The 25,833-nt window shown below is 71.0% G+C and carries 24 protein-coding genes; 9 read left to right on the forward strand and 15 right to left on the reverse strand.

Translation table 11 applies throughout. The annotated features are described in order from the left end of the window. Positions 1-34 precede the first annotated feature (34 nt). The 7 genes from EIY87_RS38100 to EIY87_RS38130 form a co-directional block, all read right to left on the reverse strand. A complete protein-coding gene (locus EIY87_RS38100) occupies positions 35-958 on the reverse strand; it encodes a sensor histidine kinase (protein WP_125314791.1) in 924 nt (307 codons plus the stop codon). 53 nt (positions 959-1,011) lie between these two features. Then, on the reverse strand, positions 1,012-1,422 hold the full coding sequence (locus EIY87_RS38105; protein ID WP_125314792.1) for a hypothetical protein: 411 nt from the start codon (positions 1,420-1,422) through the stop codon (positions 1,012-1,014). A gap of 52 nt (positions 1,423-1,474) precedes the next feature. Further along, positions 1,475-2,770, reverse strand: coding sequence for an ATP-dependent Clp protease ATP-binding subunit ClpX (clpX, locus tag EIY87_RS38110; protein WP_125314793.1), 1,296 nt, complete (start codon positions 2,768-2,770; stop codon positions 1,475-1,477). A 230-nt stretch (positions 2,771-3,000) separates the two neighbouring features. After that, positions 3,001-3,654, reverse strand: coding sequence for an ATP-dependent Clp protease proteolytic subunit (locus EIY87_RS38115; RefSeq protein WP_125314794.1), 654 nt, complete (start codon positions 3,652-3,654; stop codon positions 3,001-3,003). 26 nt (positions 3,655-3,680) lie between these two features. Continuing rightward, on the reverse strand, positions 3,681-4,286 hold the full coding sequence (locus EIY87_RS38120; protein WP_125314795.1) for a ClpP family protease: 606 nt from the start codon (positions 4,284-4,286) through the stop codon (positions 3,681-3,683). 138 nt (positions 4,287-4,424) lie between these two features. Continuing rightward, complete coding sequence (tig, locus tag EIY87_RS38125; protein WP_125314796.1) at positions 4,425-5,816, reverse strand: trigger factor; 1,392 nt, start codon at positions 5,814-5,816, stop codon at positions 4,425-4,427. 128 nt (positions 5,817-5,944) lie between these two features. After that, a complete protein-coding gene (locus EIY87_RS38130; protein WP_125314797.1) occupies positions 5,945-6,535 on the reverse strand; it encodes a TetR family transcriptional regulator in 591 nt (196 codons plus the stop codon). A gap of 138 nt (positions 6,536-6,673) precedes the next feature. Between EIY87_RS38130 and EIY87_RS38135 the strand changes: the two genes are divergently transcribed. Beyond that, positions 6,674-8,755 (forward strand): fatty acid desaturase, encoded by a 2,082-nt coding sequence (locus EIY87_RS38135; protein ID WP_125314798.1) that lies wholly within the window; start codon positions 6,674-6,676, stop codon positions 8,753-8,755. 367 nt (positions 8,756-9,122) lie between these two features. Then, positions 9,123-9,908, forward strand: a complete 786-nt coding sequence (locus EIY87_RS38140; RefSeq protein WP_125315036.1) for a hypothetical protein — start codon at positions 9,123-9,125, stop codon at positions 9,906-9,908. Positions 9,909-10,013: 105 nt separating this feature from the next. Here EIY87_RS38140 and EIY87_RS38145 read toward each other — a convergent pair whose 3' ends face one another. Beyond that, complete coding sequence (locus EIY87_RS38145; protein WP_125314799.1) at positions 10,014-10,580, reverse strand: hypothetical protein; 567 nt, start codon at positions 10,578-10,580, stop codon at positions 10,014-10,016. Positions 10,581-10,756: 176 nt separating this feature from the next. On the opposite strand from EIY87_RS38145, the gene EIY87_RS38150 reads away from it, so the two are divergent. From EIY87_RS38150 to EIY87_RS38160, 3 genes are read left to right on the forward strand one after another with little or no spacing between them, the layout of a single operon-like run. Then, positions 10,757-12,292, forward strand: coding sequence for a sensor histidine kinase (locus EIY87_RS38150; protein WP_125314800.1), 1,536 nt, complete (start codon positions 10,757-10,759; stop codon positions 12,290-12,292). A 4-nt stretch (positions 12,293-12,296) separates the two neighbouring features. Then, positions 12,297-14,177 carry an ArnT family glycosyltransferase gene (locus EIY87_RS38155; RefSeq protein WP_191984415.1) on the forward strand — a complete coding sequence of 627 codons (1,881 nt, stop codon included), beginning with the start codon at positions 12,297-12,299 and terminating at the stop codon, positions 14,175-14,177. Positions 14,178-14,236: 59 nt separating this feature from the next. Beyond that, entirely contained in the window at positions 14,237-14,782 is a 546-nt protein-coding gene (locus EIY87_RS38160; RefSeq protein WP_125314801.1) for a GNAT family N-acetyltransferase, read from the forward strand. On the opposite strand, the gene EIY87_RS38165 is transcribed toward EIY87_RS38160, so the two are convergent. From EIY87_RS38165 to EIY87_RS38190, 6 genes are all read right to left on the reverse strand, one after another. Next, positions 14,739-15,899 carry a hypothetical protein gene (locus EIY87_RS38165; protein WP_125314802.1) on the reverse strand — a complete coding sequence of 387 codons (1,161 nt, stop codon included), beginning with the start codon at positions 15,897-15,899 and terminating at the stop codon, positions 14,739-14,741. The two genes, EIY87_RS38160 and EIY87_RS38165, sit on opposite strands and share 44 nt — an antisense overlap. Continuing rightward, a complete protein-coding gene (locus tag EIY87_RS38170; protein WP_125314803.1) occupies positions 15,896-16,948 on the reverse strand; it encodes a helix-turn-helix domain-containing protein in 1,053 nt (350 codons plus the stop codon). Before EIY87_RS38170 ends, EIY87_RS38165 begins: the two co-directional genes overlap by 4 nt. Before the next feature lie 153 nt (positions 16,949-17,101). Then, the gene (locus EIY87_RS38175) at positions 17,102-18,154 is read right to left on the reverse strand and encodes a thiamine-phosphate kinase (RefSeq protein ID WP_125314804.1); all 1,053 of its coding nucleotides are present in this window, start codon (positions 18,152-18,154) and stop codon (positions 17,102-17,104) included. Further along, on the reverse strand, positions 18,138-18,770 hold the full coding sequence (gene dcd, locus EIY87_RS38180) for a dCTP deaminase (protein WP_191984416.1): 633 nt from the start codon (positions 18,768-18,770) through the stop codon (positions 18,138-18,140). The genes EIY87_RS38175 and dcd overlap by 17 nt, the downstream gene beginning before the upstream one ends. After that, a complete protein-coding gene (locus EIY87_RS38185; protein ID WP_125314805.1) occupies positions 18,767-19,528 on the reverse strand; it encodes a hypothetical protein in 762 nt (253 codons plus the stop codon). The genes dcd and EIY87_RS38185 overlap by 4 nt, the downstream gene beginning before the upstream one ends. A 14-nt stretch (positions 19,529-19,542) precedes the next feature. Then, positions 19,543-20,799 (reverse strand): helix-turn-helix domain-containing protein, encoded by a 1,257-nt coding sequence (locus tag EIY87_RS38190; protein WP_225440302.1) that lies wholly within the window; start codon positions 20,797-20,799, stop codon positions 19,543-19,545. 458 nt (positions 20,800-21,257) lie between these two features. Here EIY87_RS38190 and EIY87_RS38195 point away from each other — a divergent pair, with 458 nt between their 5' ends. The 4 genes from EIY87_RS38195 (at position 21,258) to EIY87_RS38210 (ending at position 25,345) form a co-directional block, all read left to right on the forward strand. Beyond that, a complete protein-coding gene (locus EIY87_RS38195) occupies positions 21,258-21,527 on the forward strand; it encodes a hypothetical protein (protein ID WP_125314806.1) in 270 nt (89 codons plus the stop codon). Continuing rightward, positions 21,524-22,141 (forward strand): hypothetical protein, encoded by a 618-nt coding sequence (locus EIY87_RS38200; protein WP_191984417.1) that lies wholly within the window; start codon positions 21,524-21,526, stop codon positions 22,139-22,141. The genes EIY87_RS38195 and EIY87_RS38200 overlap by 4 nt, the downstream gene beginning before the upstream one ends. Before the next feature lie 103 nt (positions 22,142-22,244). Further along, entirely contained in the window at positions 22,245-23,501 is a 1,257-nt protein-coding gene (locus EIY87_RS38205) for a bifunctional glycosyltransferase family 2/GtrA family protein (RefSeq protein WP_125314807.1), read from the forward strand. Next, positions 23,501-25,345, forward strand: coding sequence for an ArnT family glycosyltransferase (locus EIY87_RS38210; protein WP_125314808.1), 1,845 nt, complete (start codon positions 23,501-23,503; stop codon positions 25,343-25,345). Before EIY87_RS38205 ends, EIY87_RS38210 begins: the two co-directional genes overlap by 1 nt. A 36-nt stretch (positions 25,346-25,381) precedes the next feature. Here the strand turns inward: EIY87_RS38210 and EIY87_RS38215 are convergent, their stop codons facing one another. Beyond that, entirely contained in the window at positions 25,382-25,810 is a 429-nt protein-coding gene (locus EIY87_RS38215; RefSeq protein ID WP_125314809.1) for a nuclear transport factor 2 family protein, read from the reverse strand. Positions 25,811-25,833: the final 23 nt, after the last annotated feature.

Genomic DNA, 25,833 nt, shown 5'->3' on the forward strand with positions numbered 1-25,833 from the left:
GTCTGTCTACAGCCGAAGTACCCGGCGGGCGAGGTCAGCCGCAGCGGAAGTGGACCCGGGTCGTCGTCGAGCCCGGGATCCAGTACGTGCGGACCAGGTCGGCCAGCCGGTTCACCAGCAGCAGGCCGCGCCCGCCCAGCGTCGACGCCGCCGGCGGGATGCGGCCGGCCAGCGGGTCCGCGATCGTGCCCGTGTCGGTCACCTCGCCGACCACCTCGTCCGGCGCCGCCCACAACCGCAGAACACCCGTGCCGCCGCCGTAGAGCACGCTGTTCGTCGTCAGCTCGGCGATCGCCAGCGCGAAGTCGTCGCGGCGCGGCCGGCGGAGGCCGTGGCGGGCCGCCCAGATCTCCGCGAAGCCCCGCAGCGACGCCAGCTGCGCGAGGTCGAACGAGCGCTCCACCGCGCCGTTCGGGGGCTCCAGCGGGCGCCTCAGGTCCGCGCGGACGCCGTCGGGGTCGAAGCGCGGGCTGTCGAACGGGCCCGCCAGGCCCCACAGCTCGGGGTGGGTGCGCTCGGCGTCTGCCAGGATCGGCGGGGACAGCGCCGCGACGTCGTACGGGCAGAGGATCGCCAGGTCACGGCCCGCGAAGGCGTTGTTGATCAGCGCCTCGTGCTCCACACACGCCGGGTACTCGGCGTCGGAGCGCCAGGCCCAGACCGGCTCGCCGACGATCCGCACCGGGCCGGGGTGCCGGTCGGCGAAGGAGTGCAGCACCGAGGGCAGGATGGCGCCGGGGTTGCGGCCCGCCCGGCCCATGTCGATCAGGAGGACGTCGTCCGCGCGGTCTTCCAGCGCCTTCTCGACGAGCACCAGGTTGCGGCCCGGAACGGCGACGGCGGCGGGCTCACCGCGGTCGAGCCCTTCGAGCAGGAACGGAATGACACCATCGAGGTACTCAGTGTCACCACGGTAGAACAATGCGGGATGCCGGAACGGCTGAAGGGCATCTACCACGCGTCGGTGGTACCCCGGCGGCTACGACGCCAAACGCTACGAAAGGCGGGACTTCACTCCACCCAGCGGCCGACGACGGAGATCAGCCAGAAACCGATCAGCGCCGCGAGGGCGAACAGCAGCACCCAGTTGACCAGCTGACGCCGCTCGGTCACGCCGCGGGCCTGCCACAGCCCGTAGCCCGCGACGAGGAACAGCGGCACCGGGATCAGCGGCAACGGCGACAGCCGGCTCACCACGGCCACGACGCACGTGCCGGTGCACACGGCCAGCACGCCCATCAGCACGCGGTTCAGCCACGGGTACCGCTCGAAAGCGGACGCGATCACGCGTTCGCTCAGCTCGCGGAACCCGAGGACCGGCCCGGCGGCCACCGGTTCGGCGGGCGGGGCCGGAGGCGGCGGCGCCTGCACGCCGCCCCCGCGGGTGGTGCCCCCGGTACCCGGGAAAGAATCAGCAGTCATTCAGCTTTTCCTGTCGGTCTCCGGGCCCGTGGTGGCCCGGAGACGGCCGGCGTCAGGCCGACTTCTCACCGCGCTCGCTGCGGGCGCGCCGGGTCGGCTGCCGGGCGACGATCGTCGGGTTCACGTTCTCCCGGACGGTCTGCTCGGTGATGACGACCTTCGCCACGTCGTCGCGGCTCGGGATGTCGTACATCACCGGCTGGAGCACTTCTTCCATGATCGCACGCAGGCCGCGGGCGCCGGTGCCGCGCAGGACCGCCTGGTCGGCGATGGCCTCGAGCGCGGTCTTGGTGAACTCGAGCTCGACGTTGTCCATCTCGAAGAGCTTCTTGTACTGCTTCACCAGGGCGTTGCGCGGCTGGGTCAGGATGTTGACCAGCGAGTCCTTGTCCAGGTGGTTCACCGTCGCCACGACCGGGAGCCGGCCGATGAACTCCGGGATCAGCCCGAACTTGATCAGGTCCTCGGGCATGGTGTCGGAGAAGACGTCGCTCTCCTCGATCTCGGACTTGGTGCGGATCTCCGCGCCGAAGCCGAGGCCGCGCTTGCCGACCCGCTCGTTGATGATCTTCTCCAGCCCGGCGAACGCGCCGGCCACGATGAACAGCACGTTCGTCGTGTCGATCTGGATGAACTCCTGGTGCGGGTGCTTGCGGCCGCCCTGCGGCGGGACCGAGGCGGTGGTGCCCTCGAGGATCTTCAGCAGCGCCTGCTGGACACCCTCGCCGGACACGTCGCGGGTGATCGACGGGTTTTCGCTCTTCCGGGCGATCTTGTCGACCTCGTCGATGTAGATGATCCCGGTCTCGGCCCGCTTGACGTCGTAGTCCGCCGCCTGGATGAGCTTGAGCAGGATGTTCTCGACGTCCTCGCCGACGTACCCGGCCTCGGTCAGCGCCGTGGCGTCCGCGATCGCGAACGGCACGTTCAGCAGCTTCGCCAGGGTCTGCGCGAGGTAGGTCTTGCCGCACCCGGTGGGGCCGAGCATCAGGATGTTCGACTTGGCGAGCTCGACCGACTCCTCCTTGGAGTCCTTCGGCCCGGCCTTGTCGTCCGCCTGGATCCGCTTGTAGTGGTTGTAGACCGCTACCGCGAGCGTCCGCTTGGCGTCGTCCTGACCGATGATGTACTGCTCGAGGAACTCGTGGATGTCGGCGGGCTTGGGCAGCTCGTCGAGCTTGACGTCGCCGGCCTCGGCCAGCTCCTCCTCGATGATCTCATTGCAGAGGTCGATGCACTCATCGCAGATGTAGACCCCGGGGCCGGCAATGAGCTTCTTCACCTGCTTCTGGCTCTTCCCGCAGAAAGAACACTTCAGCAGGTCTCCGCCGTCACCGATCCGTGCCATGGCCGTTGACCTCGTCCCCTCCGGCGCGGGTTTCCGCGCCTGACGTGTGTTGCGGCGGTGCGACCCCCCGGCCACTCTCGACCGGGCGGAGCCTCACGCATTGCCACTGACGGTACCCGTCCGATGCCGTGGGCGGGAACACCCACACGCTCCGGGAGCACGTCAGAGGACGACCCTAAACCAGGATGCCGGTGTGTGTCGTCTCCTCGACACACACCGGCCTGGCGGATCTACAGAGCCGACGCCTTGCGGTACGGCAGCACCTCGTCGATGATGCCGTACGCCTTGGCCTCCTCGGCCGTGAGGATCTTGTCGCGCTCGATGTCGGTCCGGATCTGGTCCGGGTCCTTGTTCGTGTGCTTGGCCAGGATGACCTCCATCTGGCGGCGCACGCGCTGGATCTCGTTCGCCTGGATCTCCAGGTCCGAGACCTGCCCGTAGGTGCCCTCGGTGGCCGGCTGGTGGATCAGCACGCGCGCGTTCGGCAGCGCGTAGCGCTTGCCCGGCGTGCCGGCCGACAGCAGCACCGCGGCGGCCGAGGCGGCCTGGCCGAGGCAGTACGTCTGGATGTCCGGGCGGACGAACTGCATGGTGTCGTAGATCGCCATCAGCGAGGTGAACGAGCCACCCGGCGAGTTGATGTAGATCAGGATGTCGCGGTCCGGGTCCTCGTGCTCGAGGTGCAGCATCTGGGCCATCACGTCGTTGGCCGACGCGTCGTCCACCTGCACGCCGAGGAAGATGACCCGCTCTTCGTACAGCTTGTTGTACGGGTTCGACTCCTTGACGCCGTAGCTGGTGCGCTCCACGTACGACGGCAGGATGTACCGCGACTGGGGCGTGCTCGGGGCCTGGAAGTCACCCGGGAGCCGGAAGTTGCTCATGATCGAGTCTCCTGTGTGCTTCGCGCTCAGTTCGAGCCCGGACGGGCGATGTCGGCGGTGAGGACGTGGTCCACGAACCCGTAGTCCTTCGCCTCCTGCGCGGTGAACCAGCGGTCGCGGTCCCCGTCCTTGATGATCTGCTCGACCGTCTGGCCGGTCTGTTCCGCGGTGATCCGGGCCAGCTCCTGCTTCCACTTGTTGAACAGGTCGGCCTGGATCGCGATGTCCGACGCCGTGCCGCCGACGCCGGCCGACGGCTGGTGCATCAGGATGCGCGCGTGCGGCAGCGCGTAGCGCTTGCCCGGCGTGCCCGAGGAGAGCAGGAACTGCCCCATCGAGGCCGCCATGCCCATCGCGTACGTCGCGACGTCCGGGCGGATGAGCTGCATGGTGTCGTAGATCGCGAACCCGGCGGTGACCGAACCGCCCGGCGAGTTGATGTAGAAGCGGATGTCGGACTCGGCGTCGTCGGCGTCGAGCAGCAACAGCTGCGCGGTGATCCGGTTGGCGACCTCGTCGTTGACCTCGGAACCGAGGACGACGATGCGCTCCTGGAGCAACCGCTCGAACACCGAGTCGGTGAGGTTGAGCCCTGCGGTGCCGGTCCGCGCCTCGGGCGTGTGCTGCGTCACGTCTGCCTGCCTTTTCGCCGGCGGTGGCCCGGTGCTGACGGCCACCGCTGTCGTTTCAGATGCTTGAGATCTTGTATCCGACCCTAACGAACTTGGGCGGTGCAGAATGCCTGACACCGCCCAAGTTCGCTCACAGCTTCACTCCGCCGGAGTCTTCGCCGTTTCGTCGGTGACCTGCGTCTCCTGGGTTGCCTCGTCGGTGGCGGGCTCGTCCGAGCCGAACAGCTCCGAGAGGTCGACCTCGGCGCCGGAACCGTCGGTCACGGTGGCCTTGCGGACCACCGAAGCGAGGGCCTTGCCGCGCCGGACGTCGGCGTAGATCGCGGTCAGCTGGCCCGACTGCTGGGCGCGCTGGACGTACTCGTCCGGGCTGATGCCGAAGCGCTGGGCCTGGTAGATGATCCGCTCGGTGAGCTCGCCGTCGTTGACCGAGACCTCTTCCTTGTCGGCGATGGTGTCCAGCAGCAGCTGCGTGCGGACGGCCTTCTCCGACTCGGTGCGGGTCTCGGTGTCGAACTCTTCGAGGGTGCGGCCTTCGGCCTCGAGGGCCTTGGCGAACTGGGCCTCGTCGTGGTCGAACGGGTGGATCGCGTCGTGCTTGCGGTTCTCGATCTCGGCGTCGAGCACCTTCTCCGGGATCGGCACCTCGGTGCGCTCCAGGAGCTCGTCGAGCACCTTGTCGCGGGCCTGGACGCCCTGCTGCATCTTCTTGACGCGGCCCAGGCGCTCGCGGAGGTCGCCCTTGAGCTCCTCGATCGTGTCGAACTCGCTCGCCATCTGGGCGAACTCGTCGTCCGCCTCGGGCAGCTCGCGCTGCTTGACCGTCTGGACGGTCACGGTCACCTCGGCGTCCTTGCCGGCGTGCTCCCCGGCGACGAGCTGGGTGGTGAACGTCTTGGTCTCGCCGGCGGTCGCGCCCACGATGGCCTCGTCGATGCCGTCGACGAGCTGGCCGGAGCCGATCTCGTAGGACAGCCCGGTGGTGCTCGCCTCTTCGACGGCCTCGCCGTCGACGGTCGCGGACAGGTCGATCGAGACGAAGTCGCCGGTCTCGGCCGGGCGGTCGACGCCGGTCAGCGTGCCGAAGCGGGCGCGCAGCTCGTCGAGCTGCTCGTCGACCTCGGCGTCGGTCAGCTCGACGTCGTCGACGGTGACCGCGAAGCCTTCGAGGTCGGGCAGCTCGATCTCCGGGCGGACGTCGACCTCGGCGGTGAACTCCAGGACGTCGCGGTCCTCGAGCTTGGTCACGTCGAACTCGGGGTTGCCGAGCGTGCGGACCTCGTTCTCGCGGACGGCCTCGATGTACTTCGCCGGGATGGCCTCGTTGACGACCTCGTCGAGCACCGGGCCGCGGCCGATGCGGCTTTCCAGGACGCGAGCGGGCGCCTTGCCGGGCCGGAAGCCCGGGATGCGCACCTGCTGGGCGATCTTGCGGTAGGCGCGGTCGAAGTTCGGCTTGAGCTCGTCGAACGGCACCTCGACATTGATCTTGACTCGCGTCGGGCTCAGCTGCTCGACGGTGCTCTTCAAGGTCTTCTCCTCGAGCGGTAACGATTGTGTAGGACAATCCTGCGGAAATGGCCCCGGTCACGTGCAGACCGGGACGTCCGAGTCTAGGCCAGTGGCCATCGCCGCCGGGCCGGGGGCCACCTGCGGCGTCAGGACCCGAGCATCCGGCCGATCACCCAGCGCATCTGGCCGCTCGCGTGCTCGGCCGAGCCGCTGGGCTGCACCAGGTGGGACAGCAGCAACCGGACGAACGCCTCGACCGCGACCGCCCACTCCGACGGGGTCAGCCGGACCTGGGGGTAGGCGCCCGCGAACACCGCGGCGACGGCCTCGACGGCCCGGCCGAGCACCGCTTCCGGCTGCGAGGTGAGCAGCGGGAGGAAGTCGTCGCGGCCGCCCTGCGCGCCGCCGAGCGCGATCTGGACCAGCGGGTTGGCGCGGGCGGCTTCGAGGGTGTGCCGGAAGGCGGCCGTCACGCCGTCCACCGGGTCGTCCGGGTGCGCGGCGACGTCGGCGTTCACGCGCGCGACGAACAGGTCGGTCTCGGCGAGCATCAGCGCCTCGGCGAGCTCGGCCTTGGAGCCGAGTTCGTTGTAGACGGTCTGCCTGCTGACGCCGACCCGCGCGGCCAGCTTCCCCATCGTCACGGCGGCCCAGCCGTCCGCGGCGATGACGTCCGCCGCCGCGGCCAGCAACCGTTCCCGGGTGCGTGCCGGGGCGGGGTGGGTGACGGCCTTCACAAGGCGAGCTTACCCACCGCTAACGTTTCGCTGGCGGGCGCCTTTTTTCGAAGCCTGCCCGAACGTTTACAAACCCCGCCGGGTTGTCTACGGTGACTCCCGCCTCGCCAGGAGCTTCTCGACCGAGGAGACCGTTCGATGCCCGTCGTCGACACCCCGCCGCGCGGCACCGGGACGGCGCTTCCGGTGCCGTCCCGCGCGGTGCCTTCGCCCCGGATCCCGCTCCCCCGCGCTTCGGTGCCGACGCTGCTGCTGTTCTTCGGCGGCGTCACGCTGTGGGTCACCGCGACCTGGCTGCTGCTGGAGGGGATCGCGCCGCCGGTGTTCACCGTGCCGCTGCACGCGATCGTCACCTTCACGATGTTCACCGTGGTGCACGAGTCGTCGCACCACGCGGCCGGGAAGCTGACGTGGGTCAACGAGGTGCTCGGCAGGCTCGCGATGCCGTTCGTCGCCGCCTACGCGTCGTTCCCGCTGCTGCGGTTCATCCACAGCGAACACCACCGCAACACCAACGCGGACTCGCGCACCGACCCGGACGCGTGGACCTCGCAGGGCGCCTGGTGGTCGCTGCCGTTCCGGTGGCTGACCATCGACTTCTGGTACGCGCGGTTCTACGCGGCCCGCGTCCGGACCCGCCCGCCGCAGGAGCGCGCGGAGACGGTCGTCGCGGTGTCGCTGGCGTTCGCCGCGGCCGCGACGCTGATCGCCGGCGGTTACGGCGTGGAGCTGCTGCTGGGCTACGTGCTGCCGCAGCGGCTCGGGCTGGCCGTGCTGGCGTGGTGGTTCGACTGGCTGCCGCACCACGGGCTGCCCGCCGCGAAGCCCCGCGACAAGTTCGGCACCACGCGGGTGCGGGTGGGGCTCGAGTGGCTGATGACGCCGATGATGCTCTACCAGAACTACCACCTGGTGCACCACCTCCACCCCGCCGTGCCGTTCTACCGCTACCTGCGCGCGTGGAAGGACAACCGGGACGCGTACCTGGCCCGCGACGTCCCGATCACCACGGCGTGGGGCCGCGAGCTGACCGCGGCGGAGTACCGCGCGTGGCGGCGGCTGACGTGCGAGCTCGGCGGCGAACCGGCGCCGGCGCCCCCGCCGCTCGGGCCGAGCCGCTTCCACCGGCTGCGGGTGCGCGAGGTGCGGCCGCTGACCGCGGACGCCGTCGCGATCACGTTCTACGTCCCGCCGCAGCTCAAGGAGGAGTTCCGGTTCACCCCCGGCCAGCACGTGGCGGTCCGGGCCGTGCTCGACGGGCAGCCGGTGCGGCGGACGTACTCGATCTGCGCGCCGGCGGAGTCCGGGGAGCTGCGGATCGCGGTGAAGCGGCGCCCGGGCGGAGCGTTCTCGAGCCACGCGACGACGGCGCTGGCCGCAGGCGACTTCCTCGACGTCCTGCCGCCGTCGGGCGGGTTCACGCACACCCAGGATCCCGCGCGGACCGCGCACTACGTCGCGCTGGCCGCGGGCAGCGGGATCACGCCGGTGCTGTCGATCCTGGTCAGCACGCTGTCGGCGGAGCCGCACAGCAAGGCGACGCTGCTGTACGTGAACACGTCGGGTGCGACGACTTTGTTCGCGCGAGAGCTGACGGCACTGGCCGAGGGCTTCGGCGGCCGCCTGCACGTCGTGCACTACCGCACCGACGAGCGCGACCCGGACCTGCACGCGCACCGGCCCCGCCAGTTCGACGTGATCGGCGAGGCACTGGCCATTTCCCACGAGCGCTACCAGCGCGGCCGCCTCGACGCCACCCGGCTGCGCGCCCTCCTGCAGAACCGCCTCCACCCGGCGAAGGTCGACGAGTGGTTCCTGTGCGGCCCGAGGGGCCTGACGGACCTGGCCCGCCGCACCCTGGCGGACGCGGACGTCCCGGAGGAGAACGTCCACTTCGAACTCTTCCGCGGCGCGGCCCCGCTGCGCGACCCGGCGGGCCCGGCGGCCACGGTGGCGGTGACCCTGGGCGGCACGACGACCCCCATCCCGGCCGCCGCGGGTGAGACGGTCCTGGACGCGGCCCTGCGCGCGGGTCTGGAGGTCCCGTACTCCTGCCAGGGCGGCGCGTGCGGCACCTGCCAGGCAACGCTCCTGCACGGCCAGGTCGACATGGACGTCCGCTACGCGCTGACCGAGGCCGACGCGGCGGCGTGCCGGATCCTGACGTGCCGGGCCCGGGCGACGACCCCGGAGGTCGCGGTCGACTACGACCGCCGCTGACCCCAAGCGCCCCAATGTGGCCTTCGGTGCGTCTGACGCACCCAAGGCGGCCTTCGGTGCGTCTGACGCAACCAAGGCCACCTTGGGGCGCTTGAGGCGAGGGGCGCGAACGGCGGATTTCCGACGGAAACGGCCTTGAACTGCCACTCGTGACCGCGCGCGGCGCGGTTTTGTCGGACCTGGTGCGCATCCTCGACGCGTGTACCGAGCAACCTGGACCAAGCACCCACTCGTCACCGGCCACGCGAGCAATCCCGACGTCGTACGCGTATCGGAGCTCGAGGAAATCGGCATGCCCCGAAGCAGCATCTACCGGCGGTGCCTACCCGGCGGACCATGGCGCAGACTGCTGCCGGGTGTGATCTTGCTGCATCCCTCGGAGCCGACCGACGAACAACGGCTGAGAGCCGCGCTGCTGCGCGGGGGCAACCGCTCCGTGGTCACGGGGCTTTGGGCCTTGCGCCGGCACGGTTTGCAACGGATCCCGGAACCGGACGACGTCCACCTGCTGACCCCACACGCGCGCGAGGTCACCAGTGCGGGGTTCGCCCTGATCGAGCGCACCACCCGGCTGCCGAACCCATTGCTGAGAGACGGCGTGCCGATCGCGCCGGTGCACCGCGCGGTGCTCGACGGAGCGCGCCGGCTTCGCGACTTCGACACCGTACAAGCGATGCTCGCCGAAGCGGTCCAGCGGAGGAGATGCACGCCAGAGCAGCTCGATCGCGAGTTGAGCCTGGGCAGTCAACGCGGCTCCGCGATCCCCCGGCGAGCACTGCAAGCGATCTTGAACGGTGCGGAGTCGGTAGCCGAGGCAGATGCCTGGGAAATCTGGAAGCTTTCGGAGCTGCCCGCAGCCGAATGGAACGTCAGCGTCTTCGACCGGGACGGCAGCTTCATTTCGAAGCCGGACGCTTGGTGTGAAGACGTCGCCTTCGCCTGGGAGATCGACTCGCGCGGGTACCACGAGGGCGGCGACCACTACGCGGCAACCTTGGCGCGGAACGCGCGGTACTCGGCAGCCGGGATCGTCTGCCTGCAGACCCTCCCGAGCCGCCTCCGGACCGAGCCGGGCGTCGTGATCACCGAACTCCGCGACACCTACGCCGCGGCCTGTGCTCGCCCACGACCTCTCGTCACCTGCCGTCCTTGAGGCCCGAGCGCCCCAAGGTGGCCTTCGGTGCGTCTGACGCACCGAAGGCCACCTTGGGTGCGCCAGACGCAACCAAGGCCACATTGGGGCGCTTGAGGGCCGGCTTCAGCCCGTCTGGGCCGGCGCGCCGGTGGGCGGCGTTCCCTGCCCGCCGCCCGGCTGGGCGCCCGTCTGCCCTTCCGTCACCGACGTCGCCGTCGCCGTGTCGCCCGACTCCGTCGCCACCACCGTGATCGTGTCGCCCGTCGCCAGGCCCGTCGCCTGCGCCGACGTGATCGTGTACGTCTTCGAGAAGCCGTCGTCGCTCTTCGCCGTCAGCGACGTCGCGCTCAGCTCCGTCACCTCACCCGTCTGCATGATCTTCGTGACGTAGCCGCCGTTCCCGTCTGAGGACACGTACTCCCCGTGCAACGCCGACCCCAAGCCGCCGCCCGGCATGCCGCCGGGGCCGCCGGTCATGCCGTTCATCCCGCCGGGGCCGGTGGCCGCGGCGGTCGACGTCGACGACGAAGCGGCCCAGACCGCCGCTCCCCCGCCGGCCACGATCACCGCCGCGACGGCGCCCGCCGCGATCTTCTTGCCCGGGGACCAGCTCGCGCGCGGCGGCGTGCCCGGTGCGGGCGCGGCGCCCCACGTCTGGTCCGGTGTGGACGGTGCCTGCGGTGTGGTCATGGTCGTGCTCCTTAACGAGATCCTTCGGTGCGATCCACGGTGGAGCCCGTCGCTGTGCGCGCACTGTGCCCGCCGTCAGCCGTTCCTGTGACCGGCGGAACCGGGCACCGGCACCGCACAGCCGCCTCACAGGCAGCACACAACCCGCACACACGGCCTGGACGGACGCTGATCCCATGGCCGCGCGAACCGTCCCGTCACGCCCCCGCCGGGGGCGGCTTTCGCTGCGCGCGAAGCTGACCGGGTCGATGGTCGTGCTGCTCACCGTGGTGTGCCTGATCGTCGGCGTCGTCAGCGAGCTCGCGCTCGACGTCTTCCTCACCCGCCAGGTCGACCAGCAGCTGTCCGCGGCCGCGAGCCGCTCGCTCGTCTTCGCGAGCAACGCCCGCCCGCAGGACGCCGGCCCGCTGCCCGACGACCAGGGCCAGCACCCGCTCGGGCAGAACGTCGGCACGGTCAGCGGCACCTTCGACGGGCGGCAGCTCGTCCACGACGACAGCATCTCCGAACACGGCGAACGCCTCCAGCTGACGGCGGCGCAGCAGGCCGGCATGCTCTCGGTGCCCACCGACGGCAAGCCGCACACGGTGTCCCTCGACGACCTCGGCGAGTACCGGCTGATGGCGCTGCCGGTCACCGGGACCGGCGAAGTCGTGGTCACCGGCCTGCCGCTGGCGCCGGTCACCGCCACGCTGGTCACCGTCGGGCTGATCCTGTTCGGCGTCGCCGCCGCGGGCGTGCTCGGCGCGGCCTTCCTCGGCGCGTTCGCGGTCCGCCGCACGCTGCGCCCCCTCGACCGCGTCGCGGCCACCGCCGGGCGGGTCACCGAGCTCCCGCTCGACCGCGGCCAGGTGGCGCTGTCCATCCGCGTCCCGGAGTCCGACACCGACCCGCGCACCGAGGTCGGGCAGGTCGGCTCGGCGCTCAACCTCATGCTCGGCCACGTCGCCCAGGCCCTCGAAGCCCGCCACGACAGCGAGATCCGCGTCCGGCAGTTCGTCGCGGACGCCAGCCACGAGCTGCGGACCCCGCTCGCCGCCATCCGCGGGTACGCCGAGCTGGCCGCCCGCGGCAGCGCGCTGGTGCCGCCCGACGTCGCCCATTCGATGGGCCGGATCCAGTCCGAGGCCGTCCGGATGTCGGCGCTCGTCGAGGACCTCCTGCTGCTCGCGCGGCTCGACGCGGGCCGCCCGCTCGACGTCCGCGACGTCGACCTCACCCGGCTGGTCGCCGACGCGGTCGGCGACGCCCAGGTCGCCGGCCGCGGCCACCGCTGGCTCCTGGAGTTGCCCCCGGACCCGGTCCTCGTGCACGGCGACGTCCAGCGCCTGCACCAGGTGCTGGCGAACCTGCTGGCCAACGCGCGCACGCACACCCCGCCGGGCACCACCGTGGTGACGACGCTGGCCCGCTCGGCGGACGGCAGCGCGGTGCTCACGGTGACCGACAACGGCCCCGGCATCGACCCCGCCCTGCTCCCGGAGGTCTTCGAGCGGTTCGCGCGCGGCGACTCGTCACGCTCCCGCACCGCGGGCAGCACCGGGCTCGGCATGGCGATCGCGTCCGCCGTCGTGCTCGCCCACCACGGCACCATCGAGGTGCACAGCCGTCCCGGGCGGACCGAGTTCGCCGTGCGCCTGCCCGTGGCCGTGCCCGCACAGCGAGTGCACAGCATCGGCACAACCCGGCCCCAGCTGGGCACCGGAAGCTGAGCCCATGACCGCACTCGCGTCACGCGAAACCGTCGTGACCCCACCTGCTCCCACCCGCACCGCCTGGCACCGCCCGGCCCTGGCCGTCCTGCTCCTCGGCACGGCGGTGCTGTACCTCTGGGGCCTCGGCGCTTCGGGCTGGGCCAACGCCTTCTACTCGGCGGCCGCCCAGGCGGGTTCGCAGAGCTGGAAAGCGCTGTTCTTCGGCTCGAGCGACGCGGCGAACGCGATCACGGTCGACAAGACCCCGGCGGCGCTGTGGGTGATGGGCCTGTCGGCGCGGCTGTTCGGCGTCAACGCGTGGAGCATCCTGGTGCCGCAGGCGCTGATGGGCGTCGGCTCGGTTTGGCTGCTGTACGCGACGGTGCGCCGGACGTCCGGCCCGGCCGCGGGCCTGGTCGCCGGGCTCGTGCTGGCCCTGACCCCGGCCGCCGCGCTGATGTTCCGGTTCAACAACCCGGACGCGCTGCTGGTGCTGCTGCTGGTCGCGGCCGCGTACTGCGTGGTCCGCGCCGGTGAGAAGGCGAGCCCGCGCTGGCTCGCGCTGGCGGGCGTGGCGGTCGGGTTCGGCTTCCTGGCGAAGATGCTGCAGGCGTTCCTGGTGCTCCCGGCGTTCGCGCTCGCCTACCTCGTGGCCGCGCCGGCGCCGCTCGGCAAGCGGCTGCTGCACCTGTTGGGCGCGTTCGCCTCGACGGTGGCCGCCGCGGGCTGGTACCTCGTGGTGGTTGCCCTGTGGCCGGCGGCGGACCGCCCGTTCATCGGCGGCTCCCAGACCAACTCCCTGTGGGAACTGGTCTTCGGCTACAACGGCTTCGGCCGCATCACCGGCGACGAGGTCGGCAGCGTCGGCGGCGGCGCGGGCCGCGGCTGGGGCTCGACCGGCCTGACGAGGCTGTTCGGCAGCGAAATGGCGGGCGGCATCGCGTGGCTCCTGCCGGCGGCGCTGCTGGCGCTGTTCGCGGGCCTGTGGTTCACCCGCCGAGCACCCCGCACCGACCGCTCCCGCGCGGCGCTGATCCTGTGGGGCGGCTGGCTCGTGGTGACGGCCCTGGTGTTCAGCTACATGGGCGGCATCATCCACCCGTACTACACGGTGGCACTGGCCCCGCCGATCGCGGCACTGGCCGGCACGGCGGCGGTCCAGCTGTGGCGCCTGCGTTCGAACCCGGCGGCATCCGGTTCGTTGAGCGGCGGCGTGGCTTTGACGGCCCTGACGGCGTACCTGGTGCTCTCGGGCTCGACGTGGCACCCGTGGCTTGCCCCGACGATCCTGGTCGGCGGTCTGCTGGCCGCGGTGGCCCTGTTCTTCGCGGCCCACTTGACCCGCTGGGCGGCCACGGCGGTCGCCGTCTTGGCGCTCATCGTGACGTTGTCGGGCACCGGCGCGTACACCCTGGCGACGGCCGCGGTGCCCCACAGCGGCGCAATCCCTTCGGCAGGCCCATCATCAGGCCGTTTCGGCGGCCCTGGCGGCTTCGGCGGCCCCGCCGGCTTCGGCGGCGGTCGTGGCGGCGGCCCGGGATCGCTGCTGAGCACGACCCTGCCAGGCGCGTCACTGACGGCGTTGCTGCGGCAGGACGCGTCCCAGTACACGTGGACGGCGGCAACGGTGTTGTCGAACGCTGCGGCCGGCTACCAGCTGGCGAGCGGAGCACCGGTGATGGCGGTGGGTGGGTTCAACGGAACGGACCCTTACCCGACGCTGGCGCAGTTCCAGCAGTACGTGGCCGATGGGCGGATCCACTACTTCCTCGGTGAAGGAATGACGATGCAGGGCAGCACCGGTTCGGACGCGGCCCAGCAGATCGCCGAATGGGTGGCGGAGCACTACCGGTCGTCCACTGTGGACGGTGTGACAGTCTACGACCTGACCTCGAGCGACTGAGCGTTCCCATGTAGCCGCGGTTTGTGCGACGATGTGCGCCCGGGCGGACGGGAGGACCCATGACCCAGCCCCACGTGCGGCCGGCCCGTTCCCCGGACGTAGAGCCGTTCGCCGCGGCGTTCGGTGCCGAGTGGTACTTCACCGACCGGCTGGCGCGCCAGCGGGAAGGGCGCGGCGTGCTCCTGCTCGCGTGGCTGGGGAGCCGCCTGGCGGGCGATGTCTACGTGTGGCTCGAAGGAGCCGAAGAGCCGCCGATCCGCGCGCACCTTCCCGGCGTCGCGCTGCTCACCCACCTCGAGGTCCGGCCGCAGCTGCGCAACCGCGGCATCGGCCGGGCACTGGTCGCCGCGACCGAGCGATACGTCCTTGAGCGCGGCGGCCACCGGGTCGCCCTGGCGGTCCGCACCGACAACCCGGCCGCTGCCCGCCTGTACCGCCGCTTGGACTACCGGGACTGGGGTCATGGCGAGGTCACCTGCTACACGCTGGACGTGCGGCCGGACGGCCGAGTCGTCCGCCGGCCGGAACGCTGCCACGTGCTGGTCAAAGGCCAGGAGCCGGTCACACCCGAAGTGCGACCGAGCGGCGCCGCGCGCCGGTCGTGACCCCGACATCGACCTGAGCGGCGCGCGGGATCTCGAGGGCCGCGACGGCGTGCTCGATGCCCAAACCAGCCCCGTGGTCGCGCCGGAGCCGGGTGACCCGCCGCCGCCAGCGCCCGCAATCCGACTGCCAGGCACTCAGGTACCCCATGCACAGCTCCGGCGTGATCAGCAGGCTGTGCCCGATCGCCGCTTTGAGCGCGGCGACCATCCGCGCGCGTACGGCTGCCTCGTTCGGCGACGCCCGTACCAGCTCGATGGTGTCGTGGATGATCCGCCGCCGATGGACGAGGAACTCCCGCCAGTAGGCCTGATCGGCGTCCGCCAGGCCGAGGTGGCTGTCGAACAGACCGAACACGCCCTCCGCCAGCGTGTCACCCAGTTCTTCACCACGGGCGCGCCGAGCGTCGCGATACGGGTCGTAAACGCGCTGGACAGCTGTTCCGGTGATCGCCGACGGCCGCAAGCCGGTGCCGTCGAGGAGGAAGAACCAGTCTTCGTTGTAGATGTTCGGGAAGAAGGACTCGAACGCGACTTCACCGACCGCGAGGGCTCCGCCACCGATGAACGTGTCCTGTGGCAGTCCGACATCCCGGATCGCGTGACACACGACGGAGTTGTCCGGCATGCCCGCGTTGGCGAGCCCGACGACCGGGTACTCGCCGAGCAATCCGGCGGCGGCACCGAGGTGGACCGGATCGGGCAGCTCGATGTCGTCGTCGAGGAAGAGGATCCGTTCCCAGCCGGCGAGCACCGCGATGAGCAACCCGAGGTTCCGCTTGAAACTGGTGTCAGCCGACCGGCCGAACCGGGTGGACCGCAGGACCCGATCGGTGGCGAAGTCCGGCACCAGCTCGGGATCGAGCAGACCGGTGTCGATGGCGAGGGCGCGGGCACCGGCGTTCCTGGCCTCGATGACGGCGTCGAAGGCGGTGGATCGCTTGCTGCACAGCATGAGCAGGAGGACGTCCTGCTCTTTGGCCGCGGAGATGGCCTGACACAGGTAATGGGCCGGGCGACTGGTGGGCACGATGATCGCATCGAGCTCCGCCCGCGGAGCGTCGAGGGCGTCACGAGGGGCCAGCAGGCCCCGGTGCGACCGGTGCTGGCGCGCGGTCATTCGGCGGCCTCGGGCCACTCGTGCAACCGGTTCTCCTCGAGGGTCCAGTCCGGGGTCAGCCCCTGCCCTCCGACGACGGGTACCCGGCTGATGATGCTGAACGACTCCGCTTCGCCGAAGCGATCGTGCAGGTAGCCCGCGTTGCGGTCGCGGAACCTCGGGTCGGTCAGCGCGCGAACCGCTCCCAGCGTGCCGCGGCCGTACATGCCGTTGCACACGGTCACGGTCCGCTTCCGGTTGAACGGGCTGATCCCGCGGTAGAACTGCGCGACGTCTTCCAGCAGGCGACCACCGTCGAACTGCGGCTCCAACAGGATCGACCGGCCGTTCCGGCGCACCCGGAAGCCGCCCTGTTCGGCGTCCTCCTCCCGGCCGACCTGCTCGACGGGGAGATCGACCCGTTCGATCACGTCGCGGGTCACCGAGTTCCAGTCGACCCCACCGAGCAGGATCAAGTGGGCGGTGTAGTCGTCGGGTATCAGGCTGTCCGCGGTACGGAAAGTGACCCGGGCTTCGGGGTTGCGGGCCCGGATGTGGCCGAACAGCTCGATCAGCGCGTCGGGGTCGGCATAGGTGTACAGCGAAACGAAGTCGGCGCTCTCCGGATCGGCGTAGCTGAGGTGGCGGCGGAGCTCCTCCGGCAGCGGAGCGCACACGATGGTGACGTCCTGGTGCTCTTCGAAGGTCCAGAGATCCCGCACCTGCTCGAAAGTCTTGGGTTCGAAGCCTTCGTGAAGCGACCGCAACTCGTCCAGGAGCTCGTCACGCCGCTCCCGTTCCTCCTTCGTCAATTCCCCGGCCGGCACGACACGCAGGTGGTCACCGTCCAGCGACCGCCGGGTCGCGAACAGCGTCGCGTACACCTCGAGCCGCTTGATCGGCGGCATGACCGGGTTTTCCGGGTTCTCCCACGAGGAAATCAACGCGACGCTGACCCTGCCGATGGCCCCGGCGAGGTCGGCCTGCGTGATACCGGCGTCCGGCCATTGCTCCTCGCGCAGGGCGCGCAGACGGCGGGCGAGCGCGGCCCGGGGCGTTCGCTCTGGCATCACTCCGCCACCCTCCAGTGATCCGCAGTGGCGCGGGCAAGAGCACGATTGTACCCGTAGCGGCACCGTTTCCGGGCCGCCGTGGAATCGGCTCGGCCGATCGCGTTTCCGTCTCGATTCCCGCCGTTTGTGCCGGCGCCGGCGGAATGACGATCAGTGGTGCCCGAGCACGGCGGCGACGAGCGTGGCCGCCTCACCACCGTGCCAGGAGCTGGCTGAGAACCGCTCCTGCGCGGTGCCCTCCCACGCCGGCCCGTCGGCACCCAGCGTCAGCGCGGGGCCGGCCGTCATCGTGCCGATCTCCTGCGCCGGCACACCTTCTCCCCACAGCGTTTTGACGACCAGCCCCGCGTCCTCCGCCCGCGTGGCCACGACCAGCCCCCAGTCGCCCCACGTCTGGGCGAGCTCGAACGGGTGCAAGCCGCTCTGTCGCGCCACCTCCGCCACGATCGCGTCGAGTTCGAACTCCCCGGTCATCGTCGCGCCGAGCCCGTTGGCCTCGCAAAGCGTGCGAACCGTCGCGAAGAGGCCGTCGGACACGTCCATCGCCGCTCGCGCGAGTCCGCCGGCGGCGAGTATCCGCCCCGCTTTCAGCTGGGCGTCCGGCCGGCACGCCCGCCGCCAAAGCTCGTCCGCCAGCGCCTCCGGCAGCGAAGCCCGTCCCGTCTTCACCAGTGCGGCCGCCCAGAGGTACCCCGGTGAACCGACCAGCAACAGGCGGTCGCCCTCCTGAGCCCCGGACCGCCGGAGCCTGCTGCCCGGCACGCACCGGCCGATCGCGGTGGCCGTCAGCTGCATCGTCGCGCCGTCCCGGATGTCGCCGCCGGCGACCTTCGTCCGGTGTTCCCGGCAGCAGGCGTCGACGCCGTCGAGGAGGCGCTCGAACTCCGCGACCGTCGTCGTCTTGGGGAGGGTGTAGTTCACGACCAGGCCAAGCGGCTCGGCGCCGGCAGCGGCCAGGTCCGACAAGTTGATCGTGGCCAGCAGCCAGCCCGCGTGGAACAGGTCCGGCTCGGCCAGGATGTTGACGACCGGCGTCGGGCAGCTGTCGGTCGTCGCGACCAGTTCGCACCCCGTCTCGACCGCCGCCAGGAACGCGCTGTCGTCGCCGAAGCCTTCCAAAGCACCGTAGCGGGGCCGCAGCACGCGTTCCTGGATGCCCCGCTCGCCCAGGTCGCCTAGCGTGAGCTCAGTTGCGCCGGACATGGTCTGCCAATCGGGACGCGACGACTGTGTGGTCGCTCGAGTAGTTGTGCGGCATTTCGCCGTAGGTCAGCTCGCTCCCGGAAGATGCGAACAGCATCAAGTTGCAGATCCGCGTCCCGGGGTACAGCAGCACCGGGTGCCGCAGGTGGTTGACGATCTCCAGGGTGAGCACCGCGCCCGCGGCCCGTCCGAACCCGGGGCTGACCTGACCGCACAGCACGACGCTGATCCCGAGCCGCGCGTAGTCGCTGGTGCCGTCGACGAGGCCGGCGAGGGTCCCGGGGAGGCCGATCTTCTCCAACGTCGGGGCGAGCACCACCTCGCCGGGCTCCACGACCAGCCGCCCCTGGGCGTCGAACTCCTTGGGAACCAGGTCCGGGTGGGTCGCCCGATCGGCGACGTCGACCGGGCCGGACGTCGTGAGCGTGAACGCCTCGTACCCGAGCCGGAGGCTGAGCGCGGCCGGGCGCACGAGAGTGGCGTCGAACGGCTCGACCCGCAGTTCGCCGGACTGCTGAGCGCGCCGGATCGCCCGGTCGGTCAGCACCCCGCGGTCACCTCGTCGCGCTGGGCTCCGGCGCTTCATGACCTGGGCCTTGAACTCCATGAGCGTCATGGTGCGACCTCGTTCTCGAGGCTCGAAAGGATCTCGCTCACGAGCCGCACCAAGTCGGCTCCGTCGAGTGCGAAGTTGGGCTGGTCGTCGCTTTCCCCCGGCTCGCAGTAGACGACCGTCGTCGGCGTCCGGCGCGGTCCCTGGACCACGACAGTCGCGGTGAGCCCGGCGTCGATCGGACGCACCGTGTGCACGACCGAGGTGTCGCACCGGTACACGTCACCACCGTGGACGTGCCGGACCCCGCGGCGTTTCAGCCGGGCTTCGCCGTCAGCGACGAGCGCCGCCGGGTTCGCGGGGTCGGTACCGTAGCGGTACCGCTGGTACGGCTTCCCGCCGTCGGTGGCCTCCTCGAAGTCCACCATGTGCATCCCGGTTCCGGTGAGCACGTAGGAGGAGAAGTCCCACCGGTGGCTGTGCGGGTTGGATTCACCGCGCGAAGGCGTCTCGCCGCGGGGCCAGACGTGCAGGCGAACGCGGAACTCCGGTTCGACGCCGGCGTGGAGGACGATCTTCGCGAAGCTGTTGGGGTGCCAGTACGAACGCTTGGCCACCTCGGTGACCGCCGCGTCGTCGGCGATCAGGTCCCGCAGCCAGGCGGCGAAACCGAGCCGGTCGGCGCGGATGTGCTCGGACGCCGCTTCGAGCTGGGTCAAGCCGATGTGGAGATCGTCGCCGCGAAGCGCTTCCGCGATCCGGCGCGGGAACGCGTGGCCTGCCGAAAGATCGGCGGCAACGACGAAGGGAGTCGTGCTCATCGTGCGGGGATTCTCTATTCTGCGGCTGGTGGGAGGAAAGGGGGTGCCGTGAACGCCAGCGCGGCCGAGCGCAGGGCGGTGACGGCGTCGAGGGTCATCCAGATGGGAAGGTCGCCGCTGCCCCAGGCCCACAGGCCGACACCGGCTTCGTAGCGTTCCCAAAGCGAGCTGAGTGCGCGGCTCAGCCGGACCGCGGGCACCTGCGGGGCCTCCGCGAGTGCTTGGACGACCCAAGCGGAAGTGAAGTGCTTGATGTTCACGCGGACGGATTGCCGGCCACCGGGTTGCGGCAGCGCGAGTTCTTCCATGATCCCGTCGTCGGGGTGGGTGCGGTCGACGAGCCATTCCGTTGCCACGTCGACGGCGTCGCGGACGTCGGGGCGGTCTTCGCCAGTCCGCAGCAGAACCCGCAATGCCACGACGGCACGCGCGGTGTGCGCTGCGGACGGTTCCGGCGACACGAGTCGCGGTTCTTTCTTCTCGCCCCACAAGAGGACGCCGTCGAAGTCCAGCCGGGCCGCGAGGAGGTCGTCGGCCAGCCGCCGGGTCAGCGGGGCGTCGGGTCCGATGCGCGCCGAGGTGCGCAACGCGGTAGCGAGCAAAAAGGGGCGCGTCCGGCTGTATTCGTCGAGTGAGTTCTCGAGGTGCTGGAGCCCTTCTTCGGCGGAGAGGACGGTGCTGGCTTGGCACAGCGCGTCCACCACCGCCGCGGTGACCTCGGGGCGGCGGCCGGCGGAACGGCCCTGCCACCCGAAGTCGGACCGCTTCGCGTAAAGATCCTCGACGATGTCGTGTAGGTCGATGTAGGTGGCGCCCAACACGACCGTGGCGCTGATCCCGTAGGCCGTGGCGAGCGTGGTCTGCTCGCTCGTCTGCTGGAGGTTGTGCCGCCAGCCGACCGCACGGCCGTTCTCGTCGCGGATCAGAAGCCCGGCGAGGCTGTGTCCGGCCCGCCGGAAGACTTCGAGCAGCGAGCCACCCGTCGACAGGAGCGCACCGCCTGCCGGCGCCGGCGACCGGGCCGCCTCGACCATCCGGACCAGCGAGTTCGCTGCCCGGAAGTGATCGTCGAGCAGCCGGGCGTTCTCCACCGACGGCAGGTACCGCCCGGTTTCCCACTGGGTCAGGTTCGCCCGGGTCACACCGATGATCCGGGCGACGTCGGCCTGGGTCAGCCCAGCCGCCTTGCGCAGCCGGCGCAACTCCCTGCCTACCTCCGCGACGGTCAGCGTTACCACATCAGTACCTATCGGCGGCTCTGCCGCCGACATAGAATGTAGGTAGGCACCGGCCACTGTTCTTACCTACTCATGTAGGCAAACGTAGGGAGGTGACAGTTCGTGGACACAGAGCGCACCTTATCCCATCCTCGCGGCAATGACGCCGCCGACTCGGCCCGACTCCTCCAAAAGGGTTGCGGCCGCAGCTCACAGGCCACCTTTTTGTCGGCCACCTCGCGACCGGCCGCTCCCGGGTTACCACGGAGAGTGCCCAGCGGCCCGGAAAGCCGCCGCCGGATTGCCTGATCGAGCCACCCACCCGAACGCGTGCGTCACCGCCGGAAGTATCAGAGGCACGGTCACACCTCTCCTACGTCCAGCCAACGTGACGATCCACCGCCTGGCCGAACTTCGACGAATCGCGAGCTGAATCCCGCCTTCTGAGTCACCTGACACACAAGGCGCGGCGTTCCGGAGGTTTCCTGGATCCACCGAGGAGGAGGGCACTCATGGACCCCAACACCACCGCCGCACCGCGCGGCAGCCGCTGGCGGCGTGGCGTCTACGCCGCCGGGCTCGTCATCCCCTTCACCGCGTCCCAGCTTTGGGCGCTGCTGGTGCTGCTGCGGCTCGCGCCGCTCGACGGTCTTGTCGGGCAGGCCGTCGTGCTCGTCCTGGTGGGATCCGTCGCCGCGGTCTGGGCGGGGTGGCGGTGGACCTGGCGGCTGGGCAAGGACAAGGACTTGCAGCCCGCCCCCAAGACGCGGATCCCGACATGACGTCCGGGCCGGCGATCGTCGCGGCCATCGTGGCCGCCACCGGGGCCGGGCGTCTCCTGCACCACCTCGGCGGGGTCTTCCGCCGTCGCCACGACGAAAGGAGCACGGAGATGAGCGAGCAGCCGTCCTTCCCGCTGCGGGTTTACCACTGGCGGTGGGAGATCCTGGCCGTCACCCTGCTCCCCTACTGCGCCGTGACCTTCGCGCTGTGGGCGGGTCCACTGTGGGCATCGCTCGTCCTGGCCGCCGCGCTCGGCTGGGCGGTGCTGCGGCGGCGCCAGGTCCGCGCCCGGTTCAAGGCGGTGGCGCTGCAGCACCGGCTGCGGGCGGTGTTCCCGCACCTGCGCCTCCCCGGCGGCCGGCCCACCATCCTCTGGAGCCGGCCCCGCGGCGGTGACGTCGTCGTGTCGCTGTACGGCCGCGAGGCCTTCGACCACCTGCACCGCCACCGCGCGGTCCTGGCGGCGGCGTGCTCGGTGCCGGAGGTCTACGTCGACCGGCACCCGCGGTACGCGAGCCTGGTGACGCTGACGATCAGCGCGGACGCGCCGAAGCGCGAGCCGGGCCGGGGCTCCCTGCCGAGCAACGTCGTGCCGCTGCGCGTCCACAGCTGAGCACCGGGCCCGGTGTCCCCCGTCTCGGGCACCGGGCCCGGCGCACAGCAAGCGCACAGAGAGATCACACGGTCACCAAAGCGGCGGCCGCGACCGTAGGGGCATGACAGCCACCGCCCCCGCACCGCGGCCCGGGACCGTGCCGGTCGACCTGGCCGGTCCGCAGCCCGTTCTCGACGTCGTCATCCCGGTCTACAACGAAGAGGCCGACCTCGAACCGTGCATCCGACGGCTGCACGCACACCTGGCCGAACACGTCTCCTACCCGTACCGGATCACCGTCGCCGACAACGCGAGCACCGACGCGACGCTGCAGGTGGCGGAAAGACTGGCCCGCGAGTTCCCCGAGGTGGCCGTCCACCACCTCGACGAGAAGGGCCGCGGCCGCGCGCTCAACGCCGTCTGGCGGGCCTCCGACGCCGCTGTCCTGGCCTACATGGACGTCGACCTCTCCACCGATCTCGCCGCGCTCGGGCCGCTCGTCGCGCCCCTGCTGTCCGGGCACTCGGACGTCGCCATCGGCAGCAGGCTCGCCCGGGGGGCGCGAGTGGTGCGGGGGCCGAAGCGCGAGTTCATTTCCCGCTGCTACAACCTGATCCTCCGCTCGACGCTGGCCGCGAAGTTCAGCGACGCGCAGTGCGGGTTCAAGGCGATCCGCGCCGACGTCGCCCGTGAGCTGCTGCCGCACGTCGTCGACACCGGCTGGTTCTTCGACACCGAGCTGCTCGTCCTGGCGCAGCGCGCCGGGCTGCGGATCCACGAGGTGCCGGTCGACTGGGTGGACGACCCGGACTCGTCGGTCAACATCGTCAAGACCGCCACCGAGGACCTCAAGGGCATCGCCCGCGTCACCAAAGCCACCTTCACCGGCGAGATCCCGATCAGCAGGCTGCGCGAGCAGCTCGGCCGCCAGCCGATCGGCGTCGACGCGCCGGGGGTGCCGCCGCGGCTGGTCACGCAGCTGGTCCGGTTCGCCGCGATCGGCGTCAGCAGCACGCTGGCCTACCTCGTGCTGTTCCTGCTGCTGCGGACGGTCGTCGGCGCGCAGGCGGCGAACTTCACGGCGCTGCTGGTGACGGCGATCGGGAACACCGCGCTGAACCGGCGGCTCACGTTCGGCATCCGCGGCCGCGCCGGTGCCGGGCGGCACCAGTTCGAAGGGCTCATCGTGTTCGGCCTCGGCCTGGCGCTCACGAGCGGGTCGCTGGCCCTGCTCAACGGGTCCACCACGCCCGGCCTCGTCCTGGAGATCACCGTGCTCGTGCTGGCGAACCTCGCCGCCACGGTGCTCCGCTTCCTGCTCCTGCGCGGCTGGGTCTTCAACCCGCGCCGCCAGGCCGCCACCCAGAAGGAGTCCTGATGACCGCCGTCCTGTCCGACCCCGTGACGCGGGAACCGCGCCACCGCAGGGATTCCGTGGCGCACGCGCCGCCGCGCTGGGTCCGCCCGGCGGTGTTCGGGCTGCTGGCCGCGACCGCCGTCCTCTACTTCTGGAACCTGACCGCGTCCGGCTTCGGCAACTCGTTCTACGCGGCGGCCGTGCAGTCCGGGACGCAGAGCTGGAAGGCGTGGCTGTTCGGATCGCTCGACTCGGGCAACGTCCTGACCGTCGACAAGCCGCCGGCGGCGCTGTGGGTCGGCACGGCGTTCGCGCGGGTCTTCGGGTTCTCGAGCTTCACCGTGCTGGCGCCGCAAGCGCTGATGGGCGTCGCGTCCGTCGGCGTCCTCTACCTGACGGTGAAGCGGACCGCGGGCCCGGTCGCCGGGCTGCTGGCGGGCGCGATGCTCGCGGTGACGCCGGTGGCGGCGCTGATGTTCCGGTTCAACAACCCGGACGCGCTGCTGGTCCTGCTGATGGTCGCGGGCGCCTACTTCGTCGTGCGCGCCACGGAAAAGGCGAGCCCGCGGTGGCTCGCGCTGGCCGGCGCGGCGATCGGGTTCGGGTTCCTGACGAAGATGATGCAGGCGTTCCTGGTGCTGCCGGCGTTCGGGCTGGTGTACCTGCTCGCGGCGCCGGCGTCGCTGGGCAAGCGGCTGCTGCACCTCGGCGGGGCGGTCGTCTCGCTGGTCGTTTCCGCGGGCTGGTTCATCGCGCTGGTGGAGCTGTGGCCGGCGTCGTCGCGGCCGTACATCGGCGGGTCCGAAGGGGACAGCCTGCTCGAACTCGCGTTGGGCTACAACGGTTTGGGCCGCATCTTCGGCGGCGAGGGCAACGGCGGCGGCATGGGTGGCGGCGGCATGGGCGGCAACACCGGGTTCGGTGGGTCGACCGGCCTGTTCCGGATGTTCGGCGCCAGCTTCGGCACGGAGATCTCGTGGCTGCTGCCCGCCGCGCTGATCGGGCTGGTCGCCGGGCTGTGGTTCACCCGCCGCGCGCCGCGCACCGACCGCACCCGCCTGGCGCTGGTCCTGTGGGGCGGCTGGCTGGTCGTGACGGCGGCGGTGTTCAGCTTCATGAGCGGCACGGTCCACCCGTACTACTCGGTGGCGCTCGCGCCGGCGATCGCCGCGCTGGTCGCGATTTCGGGCCGCGCGCTGTGGCACGGCCGGGCGAACCCCGCGCCGCGGGCGACGCTGGCCGGGATGGTCGTGGCGACGGCGGTGTGGTCGTTCATCCTGCTGGACCGGACGCCGGACTGGTTCCCGGCGCTGAAGTGGCTCGTCGCGGTGCTGGGCGTGCTGGTCGGCACGGTGCTGGTGATGGGCGTGCCCGCGTCCCGCCGGCTGGTGGCCGTCGTGGCGGCGGCGCTGGTCCTGACCATCGGGGCGTCGTCCGCGGCGTACGGTGTCGAGACGGCTTCGGTGGCCCACAGCGGTTCGATCCCGACGTCCGGCCCGACGTCGAGCGGCTTCGGCGGGGGTGGTTTCGGTGGGGAGGATTCGTCGTCGAGCGCGATCGGTTCGCTGCTCGCGCGGACGACGACCAAGTGGGCGGCGGCGACCACGGGCTCGCAGAGCGCGGCCTCCCTGGAACTGGCCAGCGGCAAGGCGGTGATCGGGATCGGCGGCTGGAGCGGCTCGGACCCGGCCCCGACGCTGGCCGAGTTCAAGGCTTACGTGGCGGCCGGTGAGATCAAGTACTACGTCGAAGGTGGCCGGGGCGGTGGCCCGGGTGGCGGTTCGTCGGAGATCACGGACTGGGTGACGGCGAACTTCACCGCCACCACGGTCGACGGCCAAACGGTGTACGACCTGCAGAGCTGACCGCACGCACCACGGGGCGTGAGCGCGATCCGGCGCTCACGCCCCTTTCGCACGCAGGTGGTGGCTCACGTCGCCGACGAGGTCCACCGTCGCCCGGCGCTCCGTGAACCGCCAGCCGGACTCGCTCTTCGTGAACCGGTCCGCGTAGCGCCCCGCCGCGATCGTCTGCAGCGGCAGCCCCGGAACCGCCTGCAGCACCGTGAAGTAAGCACTCGACGAGGCCGTCGACCCGCGCACCTCCACCGCCACGTTCGTCGTCACGTGCTTGGTCCGCGGAGTCCCGTCCTCGTACACGATCACCGTTTCCCGCAGCATCCGCTCCACTGCCGCCGAGCCGCTCAACGATCCGCCGCTGCCGGTGAACACGCCCGCGGAGAACAACTCCCCCACCCCGGCGAAATCCCCCGCGTCCACCAGCGCCGCGTACGAAAAGATCAAGTTCGAGAGCGCCCGGTAGTCGTCCACGGAAACGATCTTACAGAGAAAGT

The organism is Amycolatopsis eburnea, assembly GCF_003937945.1.
In the GTDB taxonomy this organism is placed as follows: Bacteria; Actinomycetota; Actinomycetes; order Mycobacteriales; family Pseudonocardiaceae; genus Amycolatopsis; species Amycolatopsis eburnea.

Bases quoted from the DNA above. Each gene is read 5' to 3' on its own strand.
- EIY87_RS38105 (WP_125314792.1), bottom strand. From the start codon at position 1,422: ATGACTGCTGATTCTTTCCCGGGTACCGGGGGCACCACCCGCGGGGGC.
- EIY87_RS38115 (WP_125314794.1), bottom strand. From the start codon at position 3,654: ATGAGCAACTTCCGGCTCCCGGGTGACTTCCAGGCCCCGAGCACGCCC.
- EIY87_RS38205 (WP_125314807.1), top strand. From the start codon at position 22,245: ATGACAGCCACCGCCCCCGCACCGCGGCCCGGGACCGTGCCGGTCGAC.
- EIY87_RS38170 (WP_125314803.1), bottom strand. From the start codon at position 16,948: ATGCCAGAGCGAACGCCCCGGGCCGCGCTCGCCCGCCGTCTGCGCGCC.
- dcd (WP_191984416.1), bottom strand. From the start codon at position 18,770: ATGACGCTCATGGAGTTCAAGGCCCAGGTCATGAAGCGCCGGAGCCCA.
- EIY87_RS38175 (WP_125314804.1), bottom strand. From the start codon at position 18,154: ATGTCCGGCGCAACTGAGCTCACGCTAGGCGACCTGGGCGAGCGGGGC.
- EIY87_RS38185 (WP_125314805.1), bottom strand. From the start codon at position 19,528: ATGAGCACGACTCCCTTCGTCGTTGCCGCCGATCTTTCGGCAGGCCAC.
- clpX (WP_125314793.1), bottom strand. From the start codon at position 2,770: ATGGCACGGATCGGTGACGGCGGAGACCTGCTGAAGTGTTCTTTCTGC.
- EIY87_RS38190 (WP_225440302.1), bottom strand. From the start codon at position 20,799: ATGTCGGCGGCAGAGCCGCCGATAGGTACTGATGTGGTAACGCTGACC.
- EIY87_RS38200 (WP_191984417.1), top strand. From the start codon at position 21,524: ATGACGTCCGGGCCGGCGATCGTCGCGGCCATCGTGGCCGCCACCGGG.
- EIY87_RS38155 (WP_191984415.1), top strand. From the start codon at position 12,297: ATGACCGCACTCGCGTCACGCGAAACCGTCGTGACCCCACCTGCTCCC.
- EIY87_RS38165 (WP_125314802.1), bottom strand. From the start codon at position 15,899: ATGACCGCGCGCCAGCACCGGTCGCACCGGGGCCTGCTGGCCCCTCGT.
- EIY87_RS38150 (WP_125314800.1), top strand. From the start codon at position 10,757: ATGGCCGCGCGAACCGTCCCGTCACGCCCCCGCCGGGGGCGGCTTTCG.
- EIY87_RS38160 (WP_125314801.1), top strand. From the start codon at position 14,237: ATGACCCAGCCCCACGTGCGGCCGGCCCGTTCCCCGGACGTAGAGCCG.
- EIY87_RS38135 (WP_125314798.1), top strand. From the start codon at position 6,674: ATGCCCGTCGTCGACACCCCGCCGCGCGGCACCGGGACGGCGCTTCCG.
- EIY87_RS38210 (WP_125314808.1), top strand. From the start codon at position 23,501: ATGACCGCCGTCCTGTCCGACCCCGTGACGCGGGAACCGCGCCACCGC.
- EIY87_RS38145 (WP_125314799.1), bottom strand. From the start codon at position 10,580: ATGACCACACCGCAGGCACCGTCCACACCGGACCAGACGTGGGGCGCC.
- EIY87_RS38195 (WP_125314806.1), top strand. From the start codon at position 21,258: ATGGACCCCAACACCACCGCCGCACCGCGCGGCAGCCGCTGGCGGCGT.